This window comes from Sphingomonas sandaracina (genome assembly GCF_036663695.1).
Classification (GTDB): Bacteria; Pseudomonadota; Alphaproteobacteria; order Sphingomonadales; family Sphingomonadaceae; genus Sphingomonas.
Genome location: NZ_JAXOJK010000001.1, coordinates 712,963 through 735,312, shown reverse-complemented (window position 1 = coordinate 735,312; position 22,350 = coordinate 712,963). Strand labels below are relative to the sequence as shown.

The window sequence follows — 22,350 nt, the reverse complement described above, 5'->3', positions numbered from 1 at the left end:
GTGACCCGCCGGCGTTTTTAAGACCGGGTGCCTATACATATACATGGCGTTTGCGGGTCGCGGGATGCCGTCGCTTGGTCTAGACGCAAACCCATGTCAATACGGCGTCTCCCCGAGCATCTGGTCAATCGTATCGCCGCCGGTGAAGTGGTGGAAAGACCCGCCAGCGCGTTGAAGGAGTTAGTCGAAAACGCGATCGACGCAGGGGCAGGGCGCATCGCGATTGTCCTTGTAGAGGGGGGCACGTCGCGGATCGAAGTCGCCGACGATGGCTGCGGCATGACACCCACCGACATGGCGCTGGCGCTCGAACGCCACGCGACCTCGAAGCTGCCCGACGAGTTTATCGAATCGGTCGTGACGCTCGGTTTTCGGGGCGAGGCGCTACCCTCGATCGCGAGCGTAGCTCGGCTGACGATCGAGAGCCGGATCCGCGGCGCCGAGGGCTGGGCTCGGACCGTCGACAATGGCCGCGTGGAGCGCGAAGGCCCTGCCGCACTCCCGCCCGGCACGCGCGTCGTCGTCGAGGATCTGTTCGCCCGCGTCCCCGCCCGCCGCAAGTTCCTCCGCTCCCCGCGCGCCGAATACGCCGCCTGTCTCGACGTCGTCCGCCGGCTCGCGATGGCGCGGCCCGATATCGGCTTTACGCTGGAGCATGACGGGCGGCGCGCGCTGTCGGCGATGCAGGTCGAGGACCGGCCGGGCAGGGTGGCGACGCTCACCGACCGCGGGCTCGCCGACAATTCGGTCGCGATCGACTTCGAACGCGAAGGCCTCGTGCTAGGCGGTGTCGCCAGCCTGCCGACCTACAATCGCGGCATCGCCGACCACCAGTATCTCTTCGTCAACGGCCGCCCGGTGAAGGACCGCCTGCTGATGGGCGCGATCCGCGGCGCCTATGCCGAGATGCTCCCGCGCGACCGCCACGCCGTCGTAGCGCTGTTCCTCGACATCCCCACCGACCAGGTCGACGTCAACGTCCACCCCGCCAAAACCGAAGTCCGCTTCCGCGATCCCGCAATGGTGAGAGGCCTCATAGTCTCCGGCTTGCGCCGCGCCCTCGATGCCGCCGGCCACCGCAGCCAACGCGCCAGCGAGTCCGCCCTTTCCATGTGGCAACCGGAAAACTCCTCTCCCCTCGGGGGAGAGGAAGGGGCCCGTCCGCAAAGCGGATGGGAAGGTGAGGGCACGCCCCAAAGACTACCGCTAGAAAACCGCCACTACGGCGCAGTCAACGACGCCCGTCCAACGTTCTTCGCGTCTCCCCCACAGGCAAGAGCCGAACCCGCCTGGACACCCCCACCCCAAACCACCGCCTTCCCGATGGGCGTAGCCAGAGGCCAGGTCGCCAAGACCTACATAGTCGCCGAAGCCGAAGACGGCCTCGTCCTCGTCGACCAGCACGCCGCCCACGAACGCCTCGTCCTAGAACGCATGCGCGCGGCGCTGATCGGCGGCACCATCGCCAGCCAGGCCCTCCTGATCCCCGAAGTCGTAGAACTCGACGAATCCGCCTGCGACCGCCTCGAATCCCGCGCCGAAGAACTCTCCGAATTCGGCCTCGACCTCGAACGCTTCGGCCCCCACGCCATGCTCGTCCGCGCCACCCCCGCACTGCTCGGCCAAAGCGACCCGAAGGGCCTGGTCACCGACCTAGCCGACGAACTCGCCGCCTTCGACGAAGCCCTCTCCCTAAAGGAGCGCCTTGACGCAGTAGCCGGCACGATGGCCTGCCACGGCTCCGTCCGAGCCGGCCGCATCCTGTCGGTCCCCGAAATGAACGCGCTTCTCCGCGAAATGGAAGTCACCCCCCATTCCGGCCAATGCAACCACGGCCGCCCTACCTGGGTGAAACTCGCACACGGCGATATCGAGAAGCTCTTCGGGCGAAAATAGTGGAGCTTATAATTTATGGCACTGTAGCGAAGGCTGAGACTATGATTGCGTAATGCACAAAAACGTCTTCGCAATTTCGGGATGGGTAGCTGCTTTATTTATGGGGCTGCTCAATCTGCCGGCTCAGATAAACAGCTTTCGAAAGGAACTGCCGGCCGCCGCTGAGGGAGTGGGGCTTTGGGCGCCCGTCGACGGAAAATCGAACGGAAATTGGAGTTTAGTAAAAACCTGCAAGGGGGATCCGTTTGAAGTGGGAGATCTGGACGACGGGCTCCCGAAATCAACGTTAAAGGGCAGTGGACTGGACCTCGCTCTCCAGGTTGATAGCGATGCTATCCATGGGGAGGTTATGTCCAAAGGGTTGCAGAAGAATTTTGCATGGCCCGAAGCAACGGTCGTTGGCGCTGTCTATCGCAGCAAATCGAGAATAAGGGTACTCGACTGGATTGGCGGAAAGCCAGTCACGCTGGCGAATGTTGATCTATCGCGAACGGCAGAGGGGTGTCTGGAATTTAAGGTAGTTGATCAGAGCGGCGAATTTTTTCCTCAGACTGCGTTACTTAAAAGGGAAGGCATGGATTACTATAAAAGTCTTCCGCGAGATGGAGGGATGATAGAGCGGGTGATAGACAATATTGTAAAAGCGGATACGATAAAGCAAGCGCGCCCCTAGTTCAATCTGGCGGATCATTAGATTTTAGTGCAGTATCCTTACGCTCTCTGCACTTTGTATGATTCTCACGCATCTCCCGTAGCCTCTGCCGATCATCCAGTGCACAGCGCAACATATGGACGCACTCTCCCTATTCGGCCTGGCCGCAGTATCCTTCACCCTGCTATGCTACGCCAAGGAGGCCGGATCACACTGGTGGACGCTCGGCTTCGCGTTCGGCTGCGTCCTCGGCTCGATTTATGGCTTCCTCCAGGGTGCGTGGCCGTTCGGGGTGGTGGAGCTCATCTGGACGGTCGTCTCGTTCCGCCGCTGGCTGAAGATGCGCAACGCTGCCGCGCAAACCGCGGAACCGCTCGCTTGACAGTGCGTTTGCGCGGCCCTAATTGACCTCTCCCCGACACGACGGTTCCCGGCGGCGCTTGTCTGCGTTCGCCGCTATCGTGCGTTTCGGTTCATCGCTAGGAGATGAGGGCCGTGCAGCCATGCCGGACCTCGTGGAGCAGGAGAACCAAGTTCATGGCACGTATCGCGGGTGTTAATATCCCGACCAACAAGCGCGTGGTGATCGCGCTGACCTATATTCACGGCATCGGTTCGACCAAGGCCAAGGAAATCGTCGCGAAGCTCGGCATCGCCGATACCGCACGCGTCCAGGACCTGACCGACCAGGAAGTCCTGCACATCCGCGAGACGATCGACGCCGATCACACCGTCGAGGGCGATCTGCGCCGCCAGACCTCGATGAACATCAAGCGCCTGATGGATCTCGCCTGCTATCGCGGCCTGCGTCATCGCAAGGGCCTCCCGGTCCGCGGCCAGCGCACGCATACCAATGCGCGCACCCGCAAGGGCAAGGCCAAGCCGATCGCCGGCAAGAAGAAGTAATCCACTTTTCGAATGGATTACTCCGCCGGCGCTGGTCCCGACGGACCGCCCGGCGTCACGCAGATACAGGTCAGGAAATACACCATGGCACGCGAACCTCAGCGCATTAAGCGGCGCGAGCGCAAGAACATCACCTCTGGCGTCGCTCACGTTAATGCCAGCTTCAACAACACCATGATCACGATCACCGATGCCCAGGGCAACGCGATCTCGTGGTCGTCGGCCGGCGCAATGGGCTTCAAGGGCTCGCGCAAGTCGACTCCGTATGCGGCCCAGGTCGCAGCGGAAGACGCCGGCAAGAAGGCCGCCGAGCACGGCGTCCGCACGATCGAAGTCGAGGTCAAGGGCCCCGGCTCGGGTCGCGAGTCGGCACTGCGCGCACTTCAGGCAGTCGGTTTCCAGATCACGTCGATCCGCGACGTGACCTCGATCCCGCACAACGGCGTTCGTCCTTCGAAGCGTCGTCGCGTCTGATTTCTCCGACGTTGCCCGTGCGCGGTTGATCGCGCGGCACGGGTGCATTTTAACGGTCGGCGGAAGTCCTTTTCGCCGGCCCCCAAATTAGGGGAAGCATGTGTCTGTCAACGCAAAGAACTGGCAGGAACTCAAGAAGCCCAGCGGCCTGGAGAAAAAGGCCGGTGGCGACACCAAGCGCAAGGCGACCTTCATCGCCGAGCCGCTCGAGCGTGGCTTCGGCCTGACGCTCGGCAACGCGCTGCGTCGCGTGTTGCTCTCGTCGCTGCAGGGCGCGGCCGTGACCTCGATCAAGATCGAGAACGTGCTGCATGAGTTCTCGAGCCTGGCCGGCGTCCGCGAGGACGTGACCGACATCGTCCTCAACGTGAAGCAGATCGCGATCCGCATGCAGGGCGAGGGGCCCAAGCGCCTCCAGCTCTCGGCAACGGGTCCGGGTGAAGTCAAGGCCGGCGACATCGCCGTCTCGGGCGACATCGAGATCATGAACAAGGATCTCGTGATCTGCCACCTCGATGAGGGTGCGACGCTCAACATGGAGCTGACCGCCGACATCGGTAAGGGTTACGTGCCCGCGACCGCAAACCGCCCGGCCGATGCGCCGATCGGTCTGATCCCGGTCGATGCGCTGTACTCGCCGGTACGTCAGGTTTCGTACAAGGTCGACCCGACCCGCGTCGGTCAGGACCTGGATTACGACAAGCTGACGCTGACGATCGAAACCGACGGCACGATCACCCCGGAAGACGCAGTCGGCTATGCCGGTCGCATCCTCCAGGACCAGCTGGCGCTGTTCGTCCACTTCGACGATTCGTCGGTGACCCGTTCGTCGGCCCCGATCGGCCAGGCAGCGCCCGCTGCCGGTGGTGCGGAGCCCGCAGGCGACACCCAGCAGATCAACCGTTACCTTCTCAAGAAGGTCGACGAGTTGGAACTGTCGGTGCGTTCGGCGAACTGCCTCAAGAACGACAACATCATCTACATCGGCGATCTGGTCGGCAAGACCGAAGCCGAGATGCTGCGTACGCCTAACTTTGGCCGCAAGTCCTTGAACGAGATCAAGGAAGTGCTGTCGTCGATGGGTCTTCGCCTGGGTATGGAAATCCCCGGCTGGCCGCCTGAGAACATCGAAGAGATGGCCAAGAAGCTCGAGCAAGAGATAATGGGGTAAGTGGTTCGGGGCCGAGTAATATCGGCCCCGACCTCTTGTTCACCCGCGAAGGCGGGTGCCCAGACTGGGTCCCCGCCTTCGCGGAGAGACAATTAGGAATGGCTAAGGAAGCGTCGTCGGCGTGACCTTATCCTAACCTTTGAACGAAAGGCGATCGGTCGCGGCCTCAACGGCGACCAGCTCCCGGGTACCTCACACGGCCCCTGAACGAACGAAAAGGTATTAAACATGCGCCATCGCGTAGGCGGCCGTAAGCTTCAGCGGACCTCGGCCCACCGTCTTGCTCTTTTCCGCAACATGAGCGCCGCGCTCATCAAGCACGAGCAGATCACCACCACCGTCGCCAAGGCGAAGGAACTGCGTCCTTACATCGAGAAGCTGATCACGCTCGCGAAGAAGGGTGGCCTGTCCAACCGTCGTCTCGCGCACGGCAAGCTGCTCGACGATGCGCAGCTGATCAAGTTGTTCGACACGCTCGCGACCCGCTATGCGGATCGCAACGGCGGCTACACCCGCGTCATCAAGGCCGGTATCCGCATGTCGGACGCCTCGCCGATGGCCGTCATCGAGCTCGTCGATCGCGACGTCTCGGCGAAGGGCCAGGACTCGGGCCCGGTGATGTCGGACACCGAGTATGACGACGCCGCCTAATCCGTTCTCCTGCGCACGCAGGAGTCCAGGATCACAAGCGTGATCGTCCGTTACCCTGGGCTCCTGCGTCCGCAGGAGAACATGGAAACCGTAAAGGGCCGCGTCCAGCAATGGGCGCGGCCTCTTTCGTTACGGGGCTCATCCGGCTATGCGCCCGACATGGAGCACCCAGACAGCATTCTCATCGTCGATTTCGGCAGCCAGGTAACCCAGCTGATCGCCCGCCGCGTGCGCGAGGCCGGCGTCTATAGCGAGATCGCCCCCTTCCAGTCCGCCGAGGCCGCGTTCGACCGGATGCAGCCCAAGGGCATCATCCTCTCCGGCGGCCCCGCCTCGGTCACCGCCGAGAACTCCCCGCGCGTGCCGCAGCACTTCTTCGAGGCCGGCATTCCGATCCTCGGCATCTGCTACGGCCAGCAGGTCATGTCCGCACAGCTCGGCGGCAACGTGATCGTTTCGGGCGACGGCGGCGAGTTCGGCAGCGCCTTCATCGAGGTCAAGTCCAACTGCGCGCTGTTCGACGGCCTGTGGGCAGAGGGCGAACGCCACCAGGTCTGGATGAGCCACGGCGACAAGGTCGACGCGATCCCGCCCGGCTTCACACCCGTCGCCACCTCGACCGGCGCACCCTACGCGATCGTCGCCGACGAGGCGCGGCGCTTCTACGGCGTGCAGTTCCACCCCGAGGTCGTCCACACGCCCGATGGCGGCAAGCTGATCGCGAACTTCGCGCGCCACGTCTGCGGCCTGAGCGGCGACTGGACGATGGCGGAGTTCCGCGAGACCAAGATTGCGGAAATCCGCGCACAGGTCGGCAAGGGCCGCGTCATCTGCGGCCTGTCCGGCGGCGTCGACTCCGCGGTCGCCGCGGTGCTGATCCACGAGGCGATCGGCGAGCAGCTCACCTGCGTCTATGTCGACCACGGCCTGATGCGCGCGGGCGAGAGCGAGCAGGTCGTCAGCCTCTTCCGCGGCGCCTACAACATCCCGCTGATCCACGTGAACGTCGAGGAACTGTTCCTCAGCGGCCTCGCCGGGATCACCGACCCCGAGCTGAAGCGCAAGTTCATCGGCAAGACCTTCATCGACGTTTTCGACACCGAAGCGAAGAAGCTCGGCGGTGCGGAGTTCCTCGCGCAGGGTACGCTGTACCCGGACGTGATCGAGAGCGTCAGCTTCACCGGTGGCCCGTCGGTGACGATCAAGAGCCACCACAATGTCGGCGGCCTGCCCGAGCGCATGAACATGAAGCTCGTCGAGCCGTTGCGCGAACTGTTCAAGGACGAGGTCCGCGTGTTGGGGCGCGAACTCGGCCTGCCTGAGATATTCGTCGGCCGTCATCCGTTCCCCGGACCCGGCCTCGCGATCCGCATTCCCGGCGAAGTCACCAAGGAACGCTGCGACATCCTGCGCAAGGCCGACGCGATCTACCTGGAGGAGATCCGCGCGGCGGGGCTCTACGACACGATCTGGCAGGCGTTCGCGGTGCTGTTGCCCGTCCGCAGCGTCGGCGTGATGGGCGACGGCCGCACCTACGACAACGTGCTGGCCCTTCGCGCGGTCACCTCGACCGACGGCATGACCGCACAGGCGTTCCAGTTCCCCGGCGACTTCCTGCCACGCGTCGCGACCCGGATCATCAACGAGGTGAAGGGCATCAACCGCGTCACCTACGACTACACCTCGAAGCCGCCCGGCACGATCGAGTGGGAGTGAACGGGAAACAACAGCCATGCGGGGCATGGCTGTCCCGTTCGCTCGGCGGCGCAAGCCGCCGCAGCCTCACACGCGTGCTTCTTGTCGCAGCTCCGCTGCTAACCGTAGCGGCCGGTGACCCGCCGGCCTGGACGCTCCCGCAGGCACCGTTCCCGATTGCCGGCCGCATTACCTATGTCGGCAGCGAAGGCATCGCCGCCTATTTGATCAAGACCAGCGCAGGTGCGATCCTGATCGACGGCACGCTCGCCGAGAATGCCGGCATGATCGAGCGCAATATTTCCGCTGCCGGAGTCCGTCCACGCGACGTGAAGCTGATCCTCGTCACCCACGCGCACTTCGATCATGCCGCCGGCGTGGCCGCGCTCAAGCGTGCGACCGGCGCGCGCGTCGTCGCTGGCGCTCGCGATGTCCGCGCGCTCGAAACCGGCGTGCCACCGGGCGAGACCAGTTACGGCGTCATCCGCTTCCCGGCCGTTCAGGTCGACCGCGGCGTCCGCGATGGCGACAAGGTCACCCTCGGCAACGTCACGTTGACTGCACGCGCCACGCCGGGCCACACACCCGGCTGCACCACCTGGACCATGCGGATCCCCGCCAAACCGCGGGCGCTCGACGTCGTGTTCCCGTGCAGCGTTAGCGTCGCCGGCAACCGCCTGATCGGCAACCGGGCCTATCCCGGCATCGTCGCCGACTATCGCCGCAGTATCGCGATGCTCGGCACCTTGCATGCGGACATCGTCCTGCCGTCGCATCCCGAACTCGCCGACGTGATCGCCCGCGGCAAGCGCCACGCTGCCGGTGACGCCACCGCATTCGTTGATCCCACGCTGCTGCCGAGGATCGTCGCGAAGGCGCGGACCGGTTTCGTCGCCGATCTCGCCAAGCAGGCGCGCTAGGCCGCAGTGCTGGTCCTGTGCGGTATCGCGGTGATCGTCGCTGGCTTCCTGCTCCGGTTCAATCCGTTGCTCGTCGTCGCGGTCTCCGCGCTCGTTACCGGCCTGGCCGCCGGGATCTCGCCGCTCGCGATCCTCGCCGCGTTCGGGAAGGCGTTCAACGAAAACCGCTACGTCACCGTGATCTACATCGTGCTGCCGGTGATCGGCATGCTCGAACGCCACGGCCTTCAGGAGCGCGCGCGGCTCGCGATCGGCAAGCTCAGGGGCGCGACCGTCGGCCGCCTGCTGATCGGCTACCTGCTGTTCCGCCAGCTTACCGCGGCGCTCGGCCTGACCTCGATCGCCGGCCCGGCGCAAAGCGTCCGCCCCCTGGTAGCACCGATGGCCGAAGCCGCCGCCGAAGCGCAGGGCGTAGCGCCCGGTGGTGACCGCATCCCCGCGATGGCGGCCGCGACCGACAATATCGGGCTGTTCTTCGGCGAGGACATCTTCATCGCGATCGGTTCGATCCTGCTGATGAAGGGCGTGCTGGAGGGCTACGGCATCGTCATCCAGCCGCTCCACCTTTCGATGTGGGCGATCCCGACCGCGATCGCCGCGTTCGTCATCCACGGCTTTCGGCTGTGGCTGCTCGATCGCCGACTGGCGCGCGCGCGCTGATCGGCACCGGCTTCATTTACGGCGTCGCCGGGCTGATGTTCGCGGCATTCGCGTGTCTGAGCGCGACCGACCGCGCCAACCCGAAGCGCTTTGGCAACGCGGCGTTCTACGCCATGCTGGCAATCAGCTTCCTGTTCGGTGGAAAGCTCGGTGATGTCGGCAACGGCGTTCTCGTCCTGACGCTGGTGGCGATCGCCGGCTCGGGTGCGATGGGACGGGGCGGGCGTGCCACCACCACGCTCGACGAACGGCGTGTCGAGGACGCCCGGTTCGGTAACCGGATATTCCTCCCCGCACTGATCATCCCGGCCGCAGCACTCGGCGGAACGGTCTTATTCCGCGTAGTCCCGAGCCTTGTTGACCCGAAGCAGGCGACGCTCGTCGCGCTCACCTGCGGCGTGCTGATCGCGCTGGTCGCGATGCACCTCTGGTTCCGCCCACGCCCTGCAACGCCCCTCGCGGAGGGCGTCCGGCTTATGGACGCGATCGGCTGGGCCGCCGTCCTGCCGCAGATGCTGGCGAGCCTCGGCGCGGTCTTCGCGCTGGCCGGTGTCGGCGATGTGGTCGGCGGTCTGGCGGGCCATGCGATTCCCGAGGGCAGCCTGATCGGCGCGGTGCTCGCCTACACGCTCGGCATGGCGCTGTTCACGATGGTCATGGGCAACGCGTTCGCGGCGTTTCCGGTGATGGCCGCAGCGATCGGCATCCCGCTGCTTGTCCGGCACTATGGCGGAGACCCCGCGGTGGTCGCGGCGATCGGCATGCTCTGCGGGTTCTGCGGCACGCTGATGACGCCGATGGCGGCGAACTTCAATCTGGTCCCCGCCGCGCTGCTGGAACTCAAGGACAAGAACGCCGTCATTCGTGCCCAGATACCGACCGCGCTGCCGTTGCTCGCGGTCAACATCGGTCTGCTATACTGGTTGGGTTTTCGATGAGCATGCATAAGGGCTGGTGATGACCGACTGGACGATGACCCGACGATCCGCGCTGACCGCGATGGCGGCGACGATTGCCGTCCCCGCACTCGCCAAACGTTCGGTGCGGTTGATCGCGGGCACGTATGCGCGCGAGGGTGGCAAGGGCCTCTACCCGATCGTCTATGATGCCGATCGCGACCGCTGGCAGGTCGAGGCACCGATCACCGGCATCGACGACGCGTCATTCGGCGTGGGGCGCGGCCCCGGCGGCGCCTATTATCTCGTCCGCGAGAAGGCCCGTGGCGAGATATCGGCGTACACGCCCGGCTGGGTGAAAGCGGGCACCGCGCCTACCAAGGGTGCGGATCCCTGCTACATCGCGCTTGACCGCGGCAGCGGATGCCTGGCCGTCGCCAATTATTCCAGCGGTGGCGTCGCGTTCTATACGCTCGATCCGCGCACCGGCGTTCCCGGCGACCCGGTGCTGTTCGATCATGTTGGGACCGGCCCCAATACGGCGTGTCAGGAGGGGCCGCACGCGCACTGGGTCGGGTTCAGCCCGGACCGGCGATGGTTGCATTCGGTCGACCTGGGAACGGACACGATCTACGCCTACCGCTTCGATCCGACAGCGCGGACGCTGGCCCGCCCGGTTGCCGCCTGGCATGCGGATCCCGGCGCCGGACCACGCCACCTCGTGCATCACCCCAAATTGCCTTGCGCCTACGTCGTTTGCGAACTGACCAATACGCTGATGACGCTCGGGTCACGCGCGGATGGCAGCTTCGTGACGCGATCGCGCCTCTCGACGCTGCCGTCGGGCTATCGTGGCGCGTCGCAGGCCGCGCATATCGCGATCGATGCGAAAGGCCGGCGGGTCTACGTTTCGAACCGCGGGCAAAACGGCATCGCCGTGTTCGCGCTCGATGCGGCGGGTGTGCCGACGCTGCTCCAGCATATCTCCAGCGGCGGTGACTGGCCGCGCTTCTTCTTGTTGCTCGACGACGCGCAACGGATGGTCGTCGCCAACGAGCGATCGGCGACGCTGGCGATCCTTGCGATAGGCACCGACGGCCGGTTGTCCGCCACCGGGCAGCAGATTGCCGTGCCCGGCGCAGTCTTTCTGGACCGACTCTGATCGGTCAGCGGGCCCGTCGTTCCAGTAGCGGCACCGCAGCCTCGTAGCGGGCCTGCGCGTCGAACGGCGTCGCGCGCGTATCGACGTCGACCGTCTGCCGCAGGATCGGTCCTCCGCCTGGAGGCGCAGGCGACCAGCGCGGCAACCCGGCGGCGTTGGGGGACCCGGTCTTGATGAACGCAGCGAAATAGCCCTGGAACAGCGTCGATATCCGGCGGTCGTCGGCAGTCCAGGCATAGGCCGGGTTCGTATCGAGATTGCCCAGCGCATACTCGATCTCCGCGCTGTGCACCGCGCCGATCGGTGGGACATCGGGATTGGTCAGCGGGGGAAGCGCGCGGGGGCGGGGGTGCGCGAAATAATAATAATAGGCGGGTTGCTGCGAGCGCCGATGCAGGTCGAACCATTTCCAGGTCGATGCGCCGAGAAACGCGTCGCTCGCCAACGCAGTCGCGGCGGCGGGAACGTCTGTGTCGGAGGATGCGGGGTAGAGCGCGAACAGTGCGTCCGCGTCTGCGTAGGTACGGCCGATCGCCGTGCGGTAGTTCGCAACCGTGGGCGGCCGATCCCGCAGGATGTTGGTCCACGCACCCTCCTGCGAATTCGAGCCGACCAGCAAGGGCACGCGGGCGGCACGACCAGCCGCATAGGTATCGATCGGCGGCTCGGTCAGGAACAGTCCATCGACGATGAAGTCCGCACCGACGTGATCCTGCCCTTGCGCCTTGAGCAAATCGGCCGCCGGCAGCGCGCGGAGCGCAGCAAGCGAGGGCCCACCGGTTGCCCGCGCGAAGGCGTCGCCTTGCGTCATGGCGGTCGCTAGCGATTTCGGCCGGAACGTCGGCGGAAAGACACCGCCGCTCTCGCCGATCGCCCGCGCGAACCGCGTCCTGGTCAGCGGGGAGGTCATCAGGACGCTGACCGACATCGACCCCGCGCTTTCGCCTGCAATCGTGATCCGCGTTGGATCACCCCCAAAGGCGCCGACGTTGCGACGCACCCATTCCAGCGCCGCCGCCTGATCGAGCAGGCCGTAGTTGCCCGCGGCGTGGGCGGGGGATTCCGCCGCCATCTCACTGATCGCCAGGAAGCCGAAGACGCCCAATCGGTAGTTGATCGTGACGACGACGATTCCTCGGCGGGCCATCGACGCGCCGTCGTAGCGCAGTTCGGACCCGTCGCCCGCGATCGCGCCCCCGCCGTGGATGTAGAACAGCACGGGAAGCTTGGTACCGCGCTTGGCACCGGCCGGCGTCCATACATTGAGGGTGAGGCAGTCCTCGCTGATCCCGGGCGAACGAAACTTCATGTCGGCGTACAGGGGTTGCTGCATGCACCGCGCGCCGAACGCGTCCGCCTTGCGCGGGCCAGTCCAGGGCTGTGCGGCTTTTGGAGGCTGCCAGCGCAGCGCTCCGATCGGTGGTGCGGCATAGGGTATGCCGAAATAGCCGTCGACGGGTGCCGCCGACATCGGCAAATGCGCCCCTTCGAGCACCCCTTGCTCGACCTTGACCTGCTGCGCCGTCACCGGGAATGCCAGCAGCCCGAGCGCCGATGCCCACCAGGTTCGCCGCATGCCATCTTCCCCCACCGTTACTGTACCGATGGTCGCATCTTGTGATCGCTTTGCCAATGGCGGCGCGCGATATGCCGATCAGCGGTGCGGTTCACATCGCCGCGGGTACGGCCAGATCGAGCTCGCGTTCGGACACGATTCGGATCGTGCCGCCCGTCCGTCGATACTGCTCGGCCCTGCGGAACGCGCCGCTGTTGCGCACCGAATAACCGAACGGCGGCCCACCCGCGATCACCAGCAATGTCGTCGTCGGCCCCACCGCCGAGACGATCCGCCCACCGAGTGCGGCGATGCCGTGCGCGATCGCACCATCGCGCGGTTGGCCGAGAATGGCGACGCGTTCGCCGCGCAGCGGTCCCTCGGTCGCGGCGCGCGGTGCGGGGCCAGGCTTGCGCGGCGGCGCCAGCCATTCGTCCAGGGCGATGCCGGTATGGTCGATCGCTTTTACGATGACCCATCCCGCCGCCCGCGCATCGCTGAGCGCATCGTGATGCCTGTGCGCGATCCCCAGATATTGCGCGAGCCCGCCGAGACGATGGCTCGGCAGGTCCGGCCAGGCGCGCTGCGCGACGCGGACGCTGTCGAGCCACCGCGTTTCGATTGCGGGGCGGTCATGGATTCTGCACGCGGCGGCGATTGCGCCCTTGTCAAAGTAGGAATGCGCGACCGTCGTGTGACCGGTCAGATGGCGATGAACTATGGCGTGGACGTCGGCGAAGCTCGGCTTGCCGACGACATGATGCTCGGCGATGCCGTGGATGCGCGTGTTGAACAGATGAAATTCGTCGCGCGGATCGACCAGCGTTTCGTATTCGAAGATCTCTCGGCCGTCGCGAAACCCGACGATGCCGATCTGACAGATGCTGCTGACCCGCGAACACGCGGTCTCGACATCGATGACGACGAAGTCGGGGGGCAGGGGGGCGTCAGAATCCGATTGCGTCACGGTAACAGTGTCGAGCATCCGCTCTCCATGCACGCATGCGCGGGGCGGATAAACAGCTTTGGTGACTGGATGAAAGCTGGTGCCCCCGGCGAGATTTGAACACGCGGCCTACGGTTTAGGAAACCGTCGCTCTATCCGGCTGAGCTACGGGGGCATCCGCTGGCGCATTACGCCTGTCGGGGGGGACGATCAAGCTTGGCGCTTTATCCCAGTCGCTCGTTATCCCAGTCGCGCGCTATCCTAGTCGGTTGGAACGGCAAGGGCACGGCCGGGATCTGTGGCACCGACCGGCCGTCCCGGAACGTCCAAGAGGCGACGGGTATCGATTACGATGCCCCGTCGCCTCTTGTCGTGCAGTGCAGGCGGTCAGGCCTTGACGTGCTGCGAGATGTACTTGTTCATCTCGAACATCGTGCACTTGTCACGCCCGAAGACCTTCTTCAGCTTCTCGTCAGCCAGAATCTCGCGCTTGTTCTCGGGGTTCTGGAGGTTGTTGGCCTTGATGTAGACCCACACCTTGCTGATGACTTCGCTGCGCGGCAGCTTGTCGTTGCCGACGATCTCGCCGAGCTCGGGAGAGGGCTGGACGGGGGCGTGGATGCCGCCGGTCTTGGGAGCTGTAGCCATAAGCATTCCTTCCTGTTGCGCGCGTGCGTTAGGCACTGCACGCGTGGTCACGCCTTGGTGAGCGCGTCCGCCTTGTGCGCTGCCTTGCCGCCCTTGTCACTCCTTACGATGAACTGGGGCTCCTCCTTCGACGCCTTGACCGTGTGACCCTTGATCTTGGTGTCGCTGGTCTGCTTCTTTTCGACCGTGCCATGCGCTTCGCCGCCGGGCGAGTTCCAGGTGACTTCGTCGCCTTTCTTCGGATCTTTCATCGTTCCATCTCCTTGATAAGTAACGATCAAGCGCTGGAGCACGGCTTTGGTTGCATCAGCGGCGGGTTGCGGACGCGGGGTCGGCGGGGCATCAGGGCGGCAATCAAGGAGACCGACCGATGAAGACCCGCGCCGCCGTTGCGTTCGAGGCAAAAAAACCGCTCGAGATCGTCGAACTCGACCTGGAAGGGCCGAAATTCGGCGAAGTCCTCGTGGAAATCATGGCGACGGGCATCTGCCATACCGACGCGTACACGCTCGACGGACTTGATTCGGAAGGCTTGTTTCCGAGTGTGCTGGGCCATGAGGGTGCCGGCATCGTTCGCGAGATCGGCGCAGGCGTGACGAGCGTCGCGGTCGGCGATCACGTCATCCCGCTCTACACGCCCGAATGTCGCCAGTGTAAGTCGTGCCTGAGCCAGAAGACGAACCTGTGCACCGCGATCCGCGCGACGCAGGGGAAAGGGCTGATGCCCGACGGGACGACGCGGTTCAGCTACAAGGGGCAGCCGATCTTCCATTACATGGGTTGCTCGACCTTCTCGAACTTCACCGTGTTGCCCGAGATCGCGGTCGCGAAGATCCGCGAGGACGCGCCGTTCGATACGTCGTGCTACGTCGGTTGCGGCGTGACGACGGGCGTCGGCGCGGTGGTCCACACGGCGAAGGTCCAGCCGGGCGATACCGTCGTCGTGTTCGGACTTGGCGGGATCGGGCTCAACGTGATCCAGGGCGCGCGGCTTGCCGGTGCCGGGATGATCGTCGGCGTCGACCTCAACCCGGACCGCGAGGAATGGGGGCGTCGCTTCGGCATGACGCACTTCGCCAACCCGAAGGACCCCTCCATCGTTGGGGGCGACATCGTCCAGCATATCGTCGCGCTGACCGACGGCGGCGCGGATTACACGTTCGACGCGACAGGCAACACGACCGTCATGCGGCAGGCGCTTGAGGCATGCCATCGTGGCTGGGGCACCTCGATCGTGATCGGCGTGGCAGAGGCGGGGAAGGAAATCTCGACGCGGCCGTTCCAGCTGGTCACCGGGCGCAACTGGCGCGGGACGGCGTTCGGCGGCGCGCGCGGGCGGACCGATACGCCCAAGATCGTCGACTGGTACATGAACGGCAAGATCGAGATCGACCCCATGATCACGCACCGCCTGACGCTGGACGAGATCAACAAGGGTTTCGACCTGATGCACGCCGGCGAGAGCATCCGCTCCGTCGTGATCTACTGAGGGGCGGGGCCATGTTCACGCACATCATGCTCGGTGCCGACGACATCGCGGCGTCGAAGGCGTTCTACGACGCGGCCTTGGGCGCGCTCGGCGTTCCCGAAGGCGTCACGGACGATTGGGGGCGTGTGGTCTACGCGCATGACGGCGGGCGCTTCCTGCTGACCAAGCCTATCGACGGGCAGCCGGCGAGCCACGGCAACGGCAGCACGATGGGGTTCGCGGCCGCCTCGACCGAGGCCGCCGATGCGTGGCACGCTGCGGGGCTGGCGAACGGCGGGGCGCCCTGCGAGGATCCACCGGGTGTGCGTGAGGCGACTGGGGGGCGGAAACTGTACCTTGCGTATCTGCGCGATCCTTCGGGGAACAAGATCTGCGCGCTGCACCGGGTCGCGTGATGGAGACTGTCTCCACCAGCAAGGCGTATGGCGGCATTCAGGGCGTATACCGCCACGCCTCGACCTCCACCGGTACCGACATGACCTTCGCCGTCTACGTGCCGCCGCATGACGAGGGCGCGCAGTTGCCAGTGTTGTGGTTCCTGTCGGGGCTGACCTGCAGCCACGCCAACGTCATGGACAAGGGTGAGTATCGGCGGGCGTGTGCCGAACTGGGCGTGATCCTGGTTGCGCCGGATACGTCGCCGCGTGGCGACAACGTGCCGGATGACGACGCATACGACTTCGGCAAGGGCGCGGGTTTCTATGTGGACGCGACCGAGGAGCCCTGGGCGAAGAACTTCCGGATGCGGTCCTATGTCGAGGACGAACTGCCGGTGTTGATCGCGGCTGAGTTTCCGATGGCGGACATGGCGCGGCAGGGAATCTTCGGGCATTCGATGGGGGGCCACGGCGCACTGACGATCGCGTTGCGCAGCCCGGACCGGTTCAAGAGCGTCTCGGCGTTCGCCCCGATCGTGGCGCCGCTACAGTGCGCCTGGGGCGAGAAGGCGCTTGGCGGGTACCTCGGGCAGGATCGGACGGCGTGGCGGGCGTATGACGCGTGTGCGCTGATCGAGGATGGTGCGCGGGTGAAGGACATTCTGGTCGATCAGGGGGAGGCTGATGGCTTCCGCGTCGAGCAGTTGAAGCCCGAGTTGCTGGCGGCGGCGTGCGAGGCGGCGGGGATCGACCTGACTTTGCGGATGCAGCGGGGGTATGATCACAGCTACAATTTCATTTCGACGTTTATGAGCGATCATGTCGCCTGGCATGCGGAGCTGCTGGGGCGCTAACCGCGGTTCTGATGGTGCAAGGCTGGCGGTCTGCAGGTCGTGCCCTCACCCTCGCCGCCTTCGGCGTCTCTCCCTCTCCCGATGGGAGAGGGAAGCAGCCCGCAGCGCCTTCGCTGTGGGAAGGGTGAGGGCAAGGGAGAGTCCAAGCTCTGCATGAGCCAGCACGTGGCTCCACCCACACGTCATCCTGACGAAAGTCAGGACCCAGGGTCACGAACGCTGCGCTGATTGGCTCTGGATCCTGACTTTCGTCAGGATGACGGCGGCGTCGTGGGATCCTCCCCCGCCAGGGGGAGGTGGCTGGCGCTTGCCAGACGGAGGGGAGGTAAGGCGACACATCTGTTCCGTGCCCGCCCCCTCCGTTGCCTTCGGCGCCACCTCCCACTGGCGGGGGAGGATCAGTTAGATCGCCGTCCTTTCCGTCGGACTCGCCTTGCGGCGGACCCGCCTCGAACGTCCCTTCAGAACTTGAACCCCGCCGCGACACCGTACCGGCGTGGTTCGATCGTGAAGATGTTCGTGAACAGCCCGGCCGACTGATCGGTTACATATTGCCCGGTCGTCGCATCGTTGTCGGTCAGATTCTGCACATACGCCCGCACGTAGAAGCGGTCCTCGCGCGCGTTGAGTTGCACCTGCATGTTGACGACCTCATACCCCTGGATCCGGTCGATCTGAGTATTGAAGATGCTGCCCGACAGCCCGCCGGTGTAATTGAGGTCCGCGCGCGGCACGAGGCTCATGCCGTTGGCGAAGTCGATCGTGTACTGCGCACCCACCGACCATTTGTAGGTCGGTGCCTGGGGCAGGCGGTTGCCGCGGATGTTGGTGGTCACGCCGTCGAGCACCGACACGCCGCTCGCCGCGGCGTTGGTCCCCAGCGCTGAGCATATCCCGAACGCGCCGGTCGCCGAGATCGTCGGGATCGCGGTCGGTGCGCGCAGGCCGATCGCCGAATTGACCGCCGCGACATAGCCGTTCGCCAGCGCCGCATTGCCCGCTACGTTCGGCACGACGACGCAGTTCGACGCGTTGGTGATGTCCTTGATGATCACCGCGTCCGCGCGGCCGCCGGACACGTCGCGCGGGTTTACCAGGAACTTGTCGCTCGACACCTTCGAATGCAGGTAGCTCGCGTTCATGTTGACCACGAACGCCGGCACCGGGCTCATGATCGCCTCCGCCTCGACACCGTAGATATCGGCGTCGACATTGTCGTTCACCGATGTGCGCGCGACGATCCGGCTCAGCTGGAGGTTCTTGTACTGGTAAAAGAAGCCGGTGAGGTTGAGCCGGAGCCGGCCGCCGCCGAAGGTGTTCTTCGAGCCGATCTCGTACGCGTTGACCTGTTCCGGCAGGAACGTGTTGCTGACGTTGAACATCGGCAGCAGCGGTGGGTTGATCCCACCCGATTTATACCCGCGTGAGTAGGATGCGTAGAGCAGGTTGTTCTCGGTGATCCGGTAATCGATCACCGCGCGACCGGTCAGCCGCGAGAAGCTGACCTGCGCATTGGCGAACTCCTGACGCCCCGGCAGGTTCGGGTCGAAATCGACCGTGCCGTAGTTCAGCCCTTGCTCGATGCCCGTCGCGCCGATCGGTGTCAGCACGTTGAGCGCGAGATTGCGTGCCTGGTCGGTCTTCTTGTCGTGGTTATACCGCAGGCCGATGGTCAGCTTCAGATTGTCGGTGAACTTGAAATAGGTCTCGCCGAAGATGCCGTAGGACTTCAGCCGGAATTCGCTATCGCTGTTGCGATAGAAGGGCGTCGACAGGAAATAGCCGTTGCCAGCGGGTAACCCGGCGCTCGCCGCGTTCGCCGAGCCGAGGATGCCCGAGGCGTAGTCCAGCCCGAACGCGTTGACGAAATAGTCGGTGTTGGTCGATTTGCTGTCGACATAGATGCCGCCAAGCAGGAAGTTGAACATCCCGTCGAAGTTGCTGTCGAGATGCGCCTCGGCGGAATATTGGCGGTTCTTCTGGCGTGAGCGATCGAAGTCGAGGCTTTGCGCAAAACACCCGATCGAATTTCCACCATAGACGCCGACATTGTTCGGATCCGCCGCCGACTGGCATGCGCCACCCGCTGGGCCGTTGGGGATCAGCGTCTGTCGCACGCCGTTCAGGAACGCGAACGGCGATCCCGCGCGGCCGAGCGCGTTGAGCGTTGCGAGCCCGGCATTGTTGGTCAGCGGGTTCTCGACCGCGAGGTTATAATCGGCGGTGCTGTCGACGGCGTTGCGGGTGTAGCCGCCGGTGAGGTTCAGGCTGACCGGTCCGAAATCATGGAAGATCTTCGCGGTATATTGCTCCTCCTCCGCGAAATAGGTCGGGCTGTAGTCGAGCGATACGGTCCGCACGTCGGCCGGGTTGACCACGCCGGTATAGGTATCCTGGCCGTACAGGCTCTGCAGCCCGAAGCGTCCCAGCGCGGGGTTGTTGACGGCGAAGAACTCGCTCGAACTGAGCACCGCGGACAGTGTCGAATTGCCGTTCGCGGTCTCGTTGGCAAGCCGGTCGGGCAGGCAGCCGAGGACGCCGGTCGGATCGCGGTGGCAAAGCTGCTTCTGCAACCGCGAGCGATCGTCCTTCTCGCGAAAATACGACCCGATCAGGTCGATCCGGGTACTGCTCGTCGGCTCCCACGATAGCGTGCCGCGCACCGAATGCAGGTCGCGCCCGTCGATCTTGCGACCGTCGTACAGGTTCTTGGTATAGCCGTCGCGGTTGAGATAGGTGCCGGCGACGCGGATGCCCAGCGTGTCGGTGAAGGGCAGGTTGACCATCGCCCTCACGCGTTTCGAATCGTAATTGCCATATTCGAACTCGGCGGCGGAATGCACGCCGGTGAGGTCGGGCTTGGCGGAGATGAAGTTGACCACGCCCGAGGTTGCGTTGCGGCCGAACAACGTTCCCTGCGGCCCGCGTAACACCTCGATCCGTTCCAGATCGAAGAACTCGCTTTCGAACAGGCGCGTCGTAACCAGCGGCATGTCGTTGACGTGGATGCCGGTCGCGGTATCGCAGGTCGCGCCGGTGCACAGATCGCCGATCCCGCGGATCGTGAAGCTCGACGTGGTGAAGTTGGTCTTGGTGAAGGTGATGTTGGGCAGCGTCTGCTGGAGTGCACTCGGGTTGACGATCTGCTGCTTGGCGAGGTTGTCAGCGGTAAAGGCGCTCACAGCAATCGGAACATCCTGCAACCGCTGCGATTGGCGTTGCGCGGTAATCACGATATCCTGGGCGGCGTAAGGATCGATCGGTGCCGCGGTGGACACGTTCTGTGTCGTCTGCGTCGACGGTGCTTCCTGACCCGGACCGTTGGTGGGGGCGGTGTTTTCAGCCGATGTTGTGGTGGCCGTCTGGGCCATTGCCGGCGCAATCGACAGGAGTATCATCGCCGATGCGGCGAGCAATTCGAACTTAGCCATGGCAGTCCTCTCCCCGATCGTGCCGGTCTTTGCCGATTCACGATTTAGTTTTTCAGGTATGGCGAAGTAACGACGAAAAAAATCAACCGTCAACGCTTTTTGATGCCTGGAATACGGCACTTACGGCGCGTTGCTGAAATGAAACAGTTGCAAAAGAGGACCCATGTTCCGATGTTTGGGTATGCTGACAAAAGGTGTTGCGATGCGGGATGAACTGAGCGGGTCGAACGACCCCACCGTGGCCGAAGATGTGCTGGGCCCCGACGGCAAGGTGATCGTGCCCGAAGACGTAGCGTCGGCGATCCGTACGTTGATCCGCTGGGCGGGCGACGATCCGACCCGTGAGGGGCTGCTCGATACGCCGCGTCGTGTTGCACGTGCGTGGAAGGAATATTGCGCAGGCTATGGCGACGATCCGGCGAAGCATCTCGAGCGCGTGTTCGAGGAAGTGGGCGGCTATGACGAGATCGTCCTGCTGAAGGACATCCCGTTTCAGTCGCATTGCGAGCATCACATGGCGCCGATCATTGGCAAGGCGCACATCGCGTACCTGCCGCGCGACCACGTCGTCGGCATCTCGAAGCTCGCGCGCGTGCTGCACGGCTTTGCACGGCGGTTGCAGGTGCAGGAGCGGCTGACCGCGGAAGTGGCGGACTGCATCTGGGACAACTTGAAGCCGCAGGGTGTCGCGGTGGTGATCGAGGCGAGCCACGCCTGCATGACTGCGCGCGGCGTACGGACGCCGGGCGTGACGATGGTGACCAGCCGGATGATGGGCGTGTTCCGCGACGACGAACGCAGCCGCAAAGAAGTGCTGGCTTTGATGGGGCAGCCGGCCTGATGCGAACGGTGCTTGTCACCGGCGGGGCGAAGCGCCTGGGCGCGGCGATCGTCCGGCGACTCGCGGCCGATGGCCATGCGGTGGTCGTTCATCAGGGTCATTCGCCGGACGAGGCGGCGGCGCTGGTGATGAAGATCGTCGATGGCGGCGGGCGTGCGGCTACGGTGGCCGGCGACCTGAGCGATCTTGGCACGATCGGCGGCCTATTCGCGGCGGCGCGGGCGGCGATCGGCGGACCGATCGACGGGCTGGTGAACTGCGCGTCGCGGTTCGAGTTCGATCGGCCGCCCGAGGTCGATCCGGTGCTGTTCGCCGAGCTTGGCGCGATCAACTGCGGGGCGCCGGTGCTGCTGGCTTCCGCGCTGGCCTCACAGGACGACGTCGTGGACGGTGCGGTGGTCAACCTGCTCGACCAGAAGGTGGCGAACCTCAATCCTGACTTCTTCTCGTATAGTTGCGGCAAGATCGCGCTGGAGGGGGCGACGACGATGCTGGCACAGGCACTCGGGCCGCGCATTTCCGTCAATGCGGTGTCGCCCGGGCTGACGCTGCCAAGCGGGGACCAGAGCGACGAGCAGTTCGCGGCGGTGGCGAGCGACAATCTACTTCGGCGACCGGTCGGCGCCCACGCGGTCGCGGACGCAGTGGCGTGGCTGCTGACCGCGAGGGGCGTGACGGGGCAGAACCTGTTCGTAGATTGCGGGCAGCGGTTCTTGGCGCGCGATAGCGACGTGATGTTCGACCGGGACCGTGGGGGGCGACATGGCTGAGTTCACGACGATCCTCGACGGTCTCGAGGTGATGATGCGCCTCGGCATCCATCCGCACGAGGTCGCACCGCAGCGCGTGGTCGTGTCGGTCGAGATGACGGTCGTGTATCTGGCGCCGCTCGGCGAGGATGCGATTGCGGAAGTGCTCGACTATGACTTCGTGCGCGCGGGTATCCTGGCGATGGTCGCGGAACGGCCGTTTGCCTTGCAGGAGTCGCTCTGCGAGGCGATTGCCGGGTTATGCCTGGCGGACGCTCGGGTGCGGCGGGTAAAGGTCCGCACCCTGAAGGCGGACGTCTACCCCGACGCCCGCGTAGGTTGCGAGATCGTCCGCAAGCGATGAACGGCTCGCTCTC

General features: G+C 64.8%; 23 protein-coding genes and 1 tRNA gene. 18 read left to right on the top strand and 6 right to left on the bottom strand.

Annotated elements, in window-relative coordinates:
- Positions 1–93 precede the first annotated feature (93 nt).
- The 12 genes from mutL (at position 94) to U1707_RS03215 (ending at position 11,083) form a co-directional block, all read left to right on the top strand.
- Complete coding sequence (gene mutL / locus U1707_RS03270) at positions 94–1,896, top strand: DNA mismatch repair endonuclease MutL (protein WP_332798675.1); 1,803 nt, start codon at positions 94–96, stop codon at positions 1,894–1,896.
- Between the two features lie 52 nt (positions 1,897–1,948).
- Positions 1,949–2,569, top strand: coding sequence for a hypothetical protein (locus U1707_RS03265; protein ID WP_332798674.1), 621 nt, complete (start codon positions 1,949–1,951; stop codon positions 2,567–2,569).
- 115 nt (positions 2,570–2,684) lie between these two features.
- On the top strand, positions 2,685–2,930 hold the full coding sequence (locus U1707_RS03260; protein WP_332798673.1) for a hypothetical protein: 246 nt from the start codon (positions 2,685–2,687) through the stop codon (positions 2,928–2,930).
- A 155-nt stretch (positions 2,931–3,085) separates the two neighbouring features.
- Entirely contained in the window at positions 3,086–3,454 is a 369-nt protein-coding gene (gene rpsM / locus U1707_RS03255) for a 30S ribosomal protein S13 (RefSeq protein WP_056015521.1), read from the top strand.
- A gap of 84 nt (positions 3,455–3,538) precedes the next feature.
- Positions 3,539–3,928 (top strand): 30S ribosomal protein S11, encoded by a 390-nt coding sequence (gene rpsK, locus U1707_RS03250; protein WP_031395237.1) that lies wholly within the window; start codon positions 3,539–3,541, stop codon positions 3,926–3,928.
- A 100-nt stretch (positions 3,929–4,028) separates the two neighbouring features.
- Positions 4,029–5,099 (top strand): DNA-directed RNA polymerase subunit alpha, encoded by a 1,071-nt coding sequence (locus tag U1707_RS03245; RefSeq protein WP_031395236.1) that lies wholly within the window; start codon positions 4,029–4,031, stop codon positions 5,097–5,099.
- A gap of 228 nt (positions 5,100–5,327) precedes the next feature.
- A complete protein-coding gene (rplQ, locus tag U1707_RS03240; protein ID WP_332798672.1) occupies positions 5,328–5,750 on the top strand; it encodes a 50S ribosomal protein L17 in 423 nt (140 codons plus the stop codon).
- 159 nt (positions 5,751–5,909) lie between these two features.
- Positions 5,910–7,466 carry a glutamine-hydrolyzing GMP synthase gene (gene guaA, locus U1707_RS03235; RefSeq protein WP_332799047.1) on the top strand — a complete coding sequence of 519 codons (1,557 nt, stop codon included), beginning with the start codon at positions 5,910–5,912 and terminating at the stop codon, positions 7,464–7,466.
- A 74-nt stretch (positions 7,467–7,540) separates the two neighbouring features.
- A complete protein-coding gene (gene bla / locus U1707_RS03230) occupies positions 7,541–8,365 on the top strand; it encodes a subclass B3 metallo-beta-lactamase (protein WP_332798671.1) in 825 nt (274 codons plus the stop codon).
- Positions 8,366–8,371: 6 nt separating this feature from the next.
- Positions 8,372–9,025 carry a DUF969 domain-containing protein gene (locus U1707_RS03225; RefSeq protein ID WP_332798670.1) on the top strand — a complete coding sequence of 218 codons (654 nt, stop codon included), beginning with the start codon at positions 8,372–8,374 and terminating at the stop codon, positions 9,023–9,025.
- Positions 9,022–9,963, top strand: a complete 942-nt coding sequence (locus U1707_RS03220; RefSeq protein WP_332799046.1) for a DUF979 domain-containing protein — start codon at positions 9,022–9,024, stop codon at positions 9,961–9,963. Before U1707_RS03225 ends, U1707_RS03220 begins: the two co-directional genes overlap by 4 nt.
- 19 nt (positions 9,964–9,982) lie before the next feature.
- The gene (locus tag U1707_RS03215) at positions 9,983–11,083 is read left to right on the top strand and encodes a lactonase family protein (RefSeq protein ID WP_332798669.1); all 1,101 of its coding nucleotides are present in this window, start codon (positions 9,983–9,985) and stop codon (positions 11,081–11,083) included.
- 4 nt (positions 11,084–11,087) lie between these two features.
- Here U1707_RS03215 and U1707_RS03210 read toward each other — a convergent pair whose 3' ends face one another.
- From U1707_RS03210 to U1707_RS03190, 5 genes are all read right to left on the bottom strand, one after another.
- Positions 11,088–12,659, bottom strand: coding sequence for a carboxylesterase/lipase family protein (locus U1707_RS03210; RefSeq protein WP_332798668.1), 1,572 nt, complete (start codon positions 12,657–12,659; stop codon positions 11,088–11,090).
- Positions 12,660–12,750: 91 nt separating this feature from the next.
- Positions 12,751–13,623, bottom strand: coding sequence for an exonuclease domain-containing protein (locus U1707_RS03205; RefSeq protein ID WP_332798667.1), 873 nt, complete (start codon positions 13,621–13,623; stop codon positions 12,751–12,753).
- 59 nt (positions 13,624–13,682) lie between these two features.
- Positions 13,683–13,759: transfer RNA gene (locus tag U1707_RS03200), tRNA-Arg, on the bottom strand.
- A gap of 212 nt (positions 13,760–13,971) precedes the next feature.
- A complete protein-coding gene (locus U1707_RS03195; protein WP_056411383.1) occupies positions 13,972–14,232 on the bottom strand; it encodes an SWIB/MDM2 domain-containing protein in 261 nt (86 codons plus the stop codon).
- Between the two features lie 47 nt (positions 14,233–14,279).
- Entirely contained in the window at positions 14,280–14,483 is a 204-nt protein-coding gene (locus tag U1707_RS03190) for a hypervirulence associated TUDOR domain-containing protein (RefSeq protein WP_332798666.1), read from the bottom strand.
- 119 nt (positions 14,484–14,602) lie between these two features.
- Between U1707_RS03190 and U1707_RS03185 the strand changes: the two genes are divergently transcribed.
- From U1707_RS03185 to fghA, 3 genes are read left to right on the top strand one after another with little or no spacing between them, the layout of a single operon-like run.
- Entirely contained in the window at positions 14,603–15,721 is a 1,119-nt protein-coding gene (locus U1707_RS03185) for an S-(hydroxymethyl)glutathione dehydrogenase/class III alcohol dehydrogenase (RefSeq protein WP_332798665.1), read from the top strand.
- 11 nt (positions 15,722–15,732) lie between these two features.
- Positions 15,733–16,116 (top strand): VOC family protein, encoded by a 384-nt coding sequence (locus U1707_RS03180; protein WP_332798664.1) that lies wholly within the window; start codon positions 15,733–15,735, stop codon positions 16,114–16,116.
- Positions 16,116–16,952, top strand: a complete 837-nt coding sequence (gene fghA / locus U1707_RS03175; protein WP_332798663.1) for an S-formylglutathione hydrolase — start codon at positions 16,116–16,118, stop codon at positions 16,950–16,952. Before U1707_RS03180 ends, fghA begins: the two co-directional genes overlap by 1 nt.
- Before the next feature lie 461 nt (positions 16,953–17,413).
- Here the strand turns inward: fghA and U1707_RS03170 are convergent, their stop codons facing one another.
- Positions 17,414–20,383: a TonB-dependent receptor gene (locus U1707_RS03170; RefSeq protein ID WP_332798662.1), complete on the bottom strand. Its 2,970-nt coding sequence runs from the start codon at positions 20,381–20,383 to the stop codon at positions 17,414–17,416.
- Between the two features lie 202 nt (positions 20,384–20,585).
- Here U1707_RS03170 and folE point away from each other — a divergent pair, with 202 nt between their 5' ends.
- Genes folE through U1707_RS03155 form a run of 3 tightly spaced genes read left to right on the top strand, consistent with a single transcriptional unit; the run spans position 20,586 to position 22,337 of the window.
- The gene (gene folE / locus U1707_RS03165) at positions 20,586–21,224 is read left to right on the top strand and encodes a GTP cyclohydrolase I FolE (RefSeq protein ID WP_332798661.1); all 639 of its coding nucleotides are present in this window, start codon (positions 20,586–20,588) and stop codon (positions 21,222–21,224) included.
- Positions 21,224–21,994, top strand: a complete 771-nt coding sequence (locus tag U1707_RS03160; RefSeq protein ID WP_332798660.1) for an SDR family oxidoreductase — start codon at positions 21,224–21,226, stop codon at positions 21,992–21,994. Before folE ends, U1707_RS03160 begins: the two co-directional genes overlap by 1 nt.
- On the top strand, positions 21,987–22,337 hold the full coding sequence (locus U1707_RS03155) for a dihydroneopterin aldolase (protein WP_332798659.1): 351 nt from the start codon (positions 21,987–21,989) through the stop codon (positions 22,335–22,337). Before U1707_RS03160 ends, U1707_RS03155 begins: the two co-directional genes overlap by 8 nt.
- The last annotated feature ends 13 nt before the right edge of the window (positions 22,338–22,350 follow it).

Coding starts and splice junctions, on each gene's coding strand:
- mutL (WP_332798675.1), top strand. CDS start 94: ATGTCAATACGGCGTCTCCCCGAGCATCTGGTCAATCGTATCGCCGCC.
- U1707_RS03265 (WP_332798674.1), top strand. CDS start 1,949: ATGCACAAAAACGTCTTCGCAATTTCGGGATGGGTAGCTGCTTTATTT.
- U1707_RS03260 (WP_332798673.1), top strand. CDS start 2,685: ATGGACGCACTCTCCCTATTCGGCCTGGCCGCAGTATCCTTCACCCTG.
- rpsM (WP_056015521.1), top strand. CDS start 3,086: ATGGCACGTATCGCGGGTGTTAATATCCCGACCAACAAGCGCGTGGTG.
- rpsK (WP_031395237.1), top strand. CDS start 3,539: ATGGCACGCGAACCTCAGCGCATTAAGCGGCGCGAGCGCAAGAACATC.
- rplQ (WP_332798672.1), top strand. CDS start 5,328: ATGCGCCATCGCGTAGGCGGCCGTAAGCTTCAGCGGACCTCGGCCCAC.
- guaA (WP_332799047.1), top strand. CDS start 5,910: ATGGAGCACCCAGACAGCATTCTCATCGTCGATTTCGGCAGCCAGGTA.
- U1707_RS03215 (WP_332798669.1), top strand. CDS start 9,983: ATGACCGACTGGACGATGACCCGACGATCCGCGCTGACCGCGATGGCG.
- U1707_RS03210 (WP_332798668.1), bottom strand. CDS start 12,659: ATGCGGCGAACCTGGTGGGCATCGGCGCTCGGGCTGCTGGCATTCCCG.
- U1707_RS03205 (WP_332798667.1), bottom strand. CDS start 13,623: ATGCTCGACACTGTTACCGTGACGCAATCGGATTCTGACGCCCCCCTG.
- U1707_RS03195 (WP_056411383.1), bottom strand. CDS start 14,232: ATGGCTACAGCTCCCAAGACCGGCGGCATCCACGCCCCCGTCCAGCCC.
- U1707_RS03190 (WP_332798666.1), bottom strand. CDS start 14,483: ATGAAAGATCCGAAGAAAGGCGACGAAGTCACCTGGAACTCGCCCGGC.
- U1707_RS03185 (WP_332798665.1), top strand. CDS start 14,603: ATGAAGACCCGCGCCGCCGTTGCGTTCGAGGCAAAAAAACCGCTCGAG.
- U1707_RS03180 (WP_332798664.1), top strand. CDS start 15,733: ATGTTCACGCACATCATGCTCGGTGCCGACGACATCGCGGCGTCGAAG.
- fghA (WP_332798663.1), top strand. CDS start 16,116: ATGGAGACTGTCTCCACCAGCAAGGCGTATGGCGGCATTCAGGGCGTA.
- U1707_RS03170 (WP_332798662.1), bottom strand. CDS start 20,383: ATGGCTAAGTTCGAATTGCTCGCCGCATCGGCGATGATACTCCTGTCG.
- folE (WP_332798661.1), top strand. CDS start 20,586: ATGCGGGATGAACTGAGCGGGTCGAACGACCCCACCGTGGCCGAAGAT.
- U1707_RS03160 (WP_332798660.1), top strand. CDS start 21,224: ATGCGAACGGTGCTTGTCACCGGCGGGGCGAAGCGCCTGGGCGCGGCG.
- U1707_RS03155 (WP_332798659.1), top strand. CDS start 21,987: ATGGCTGAGTTCACGACGATCCTCGACGGTCTCGAGGTGATGATGCGC.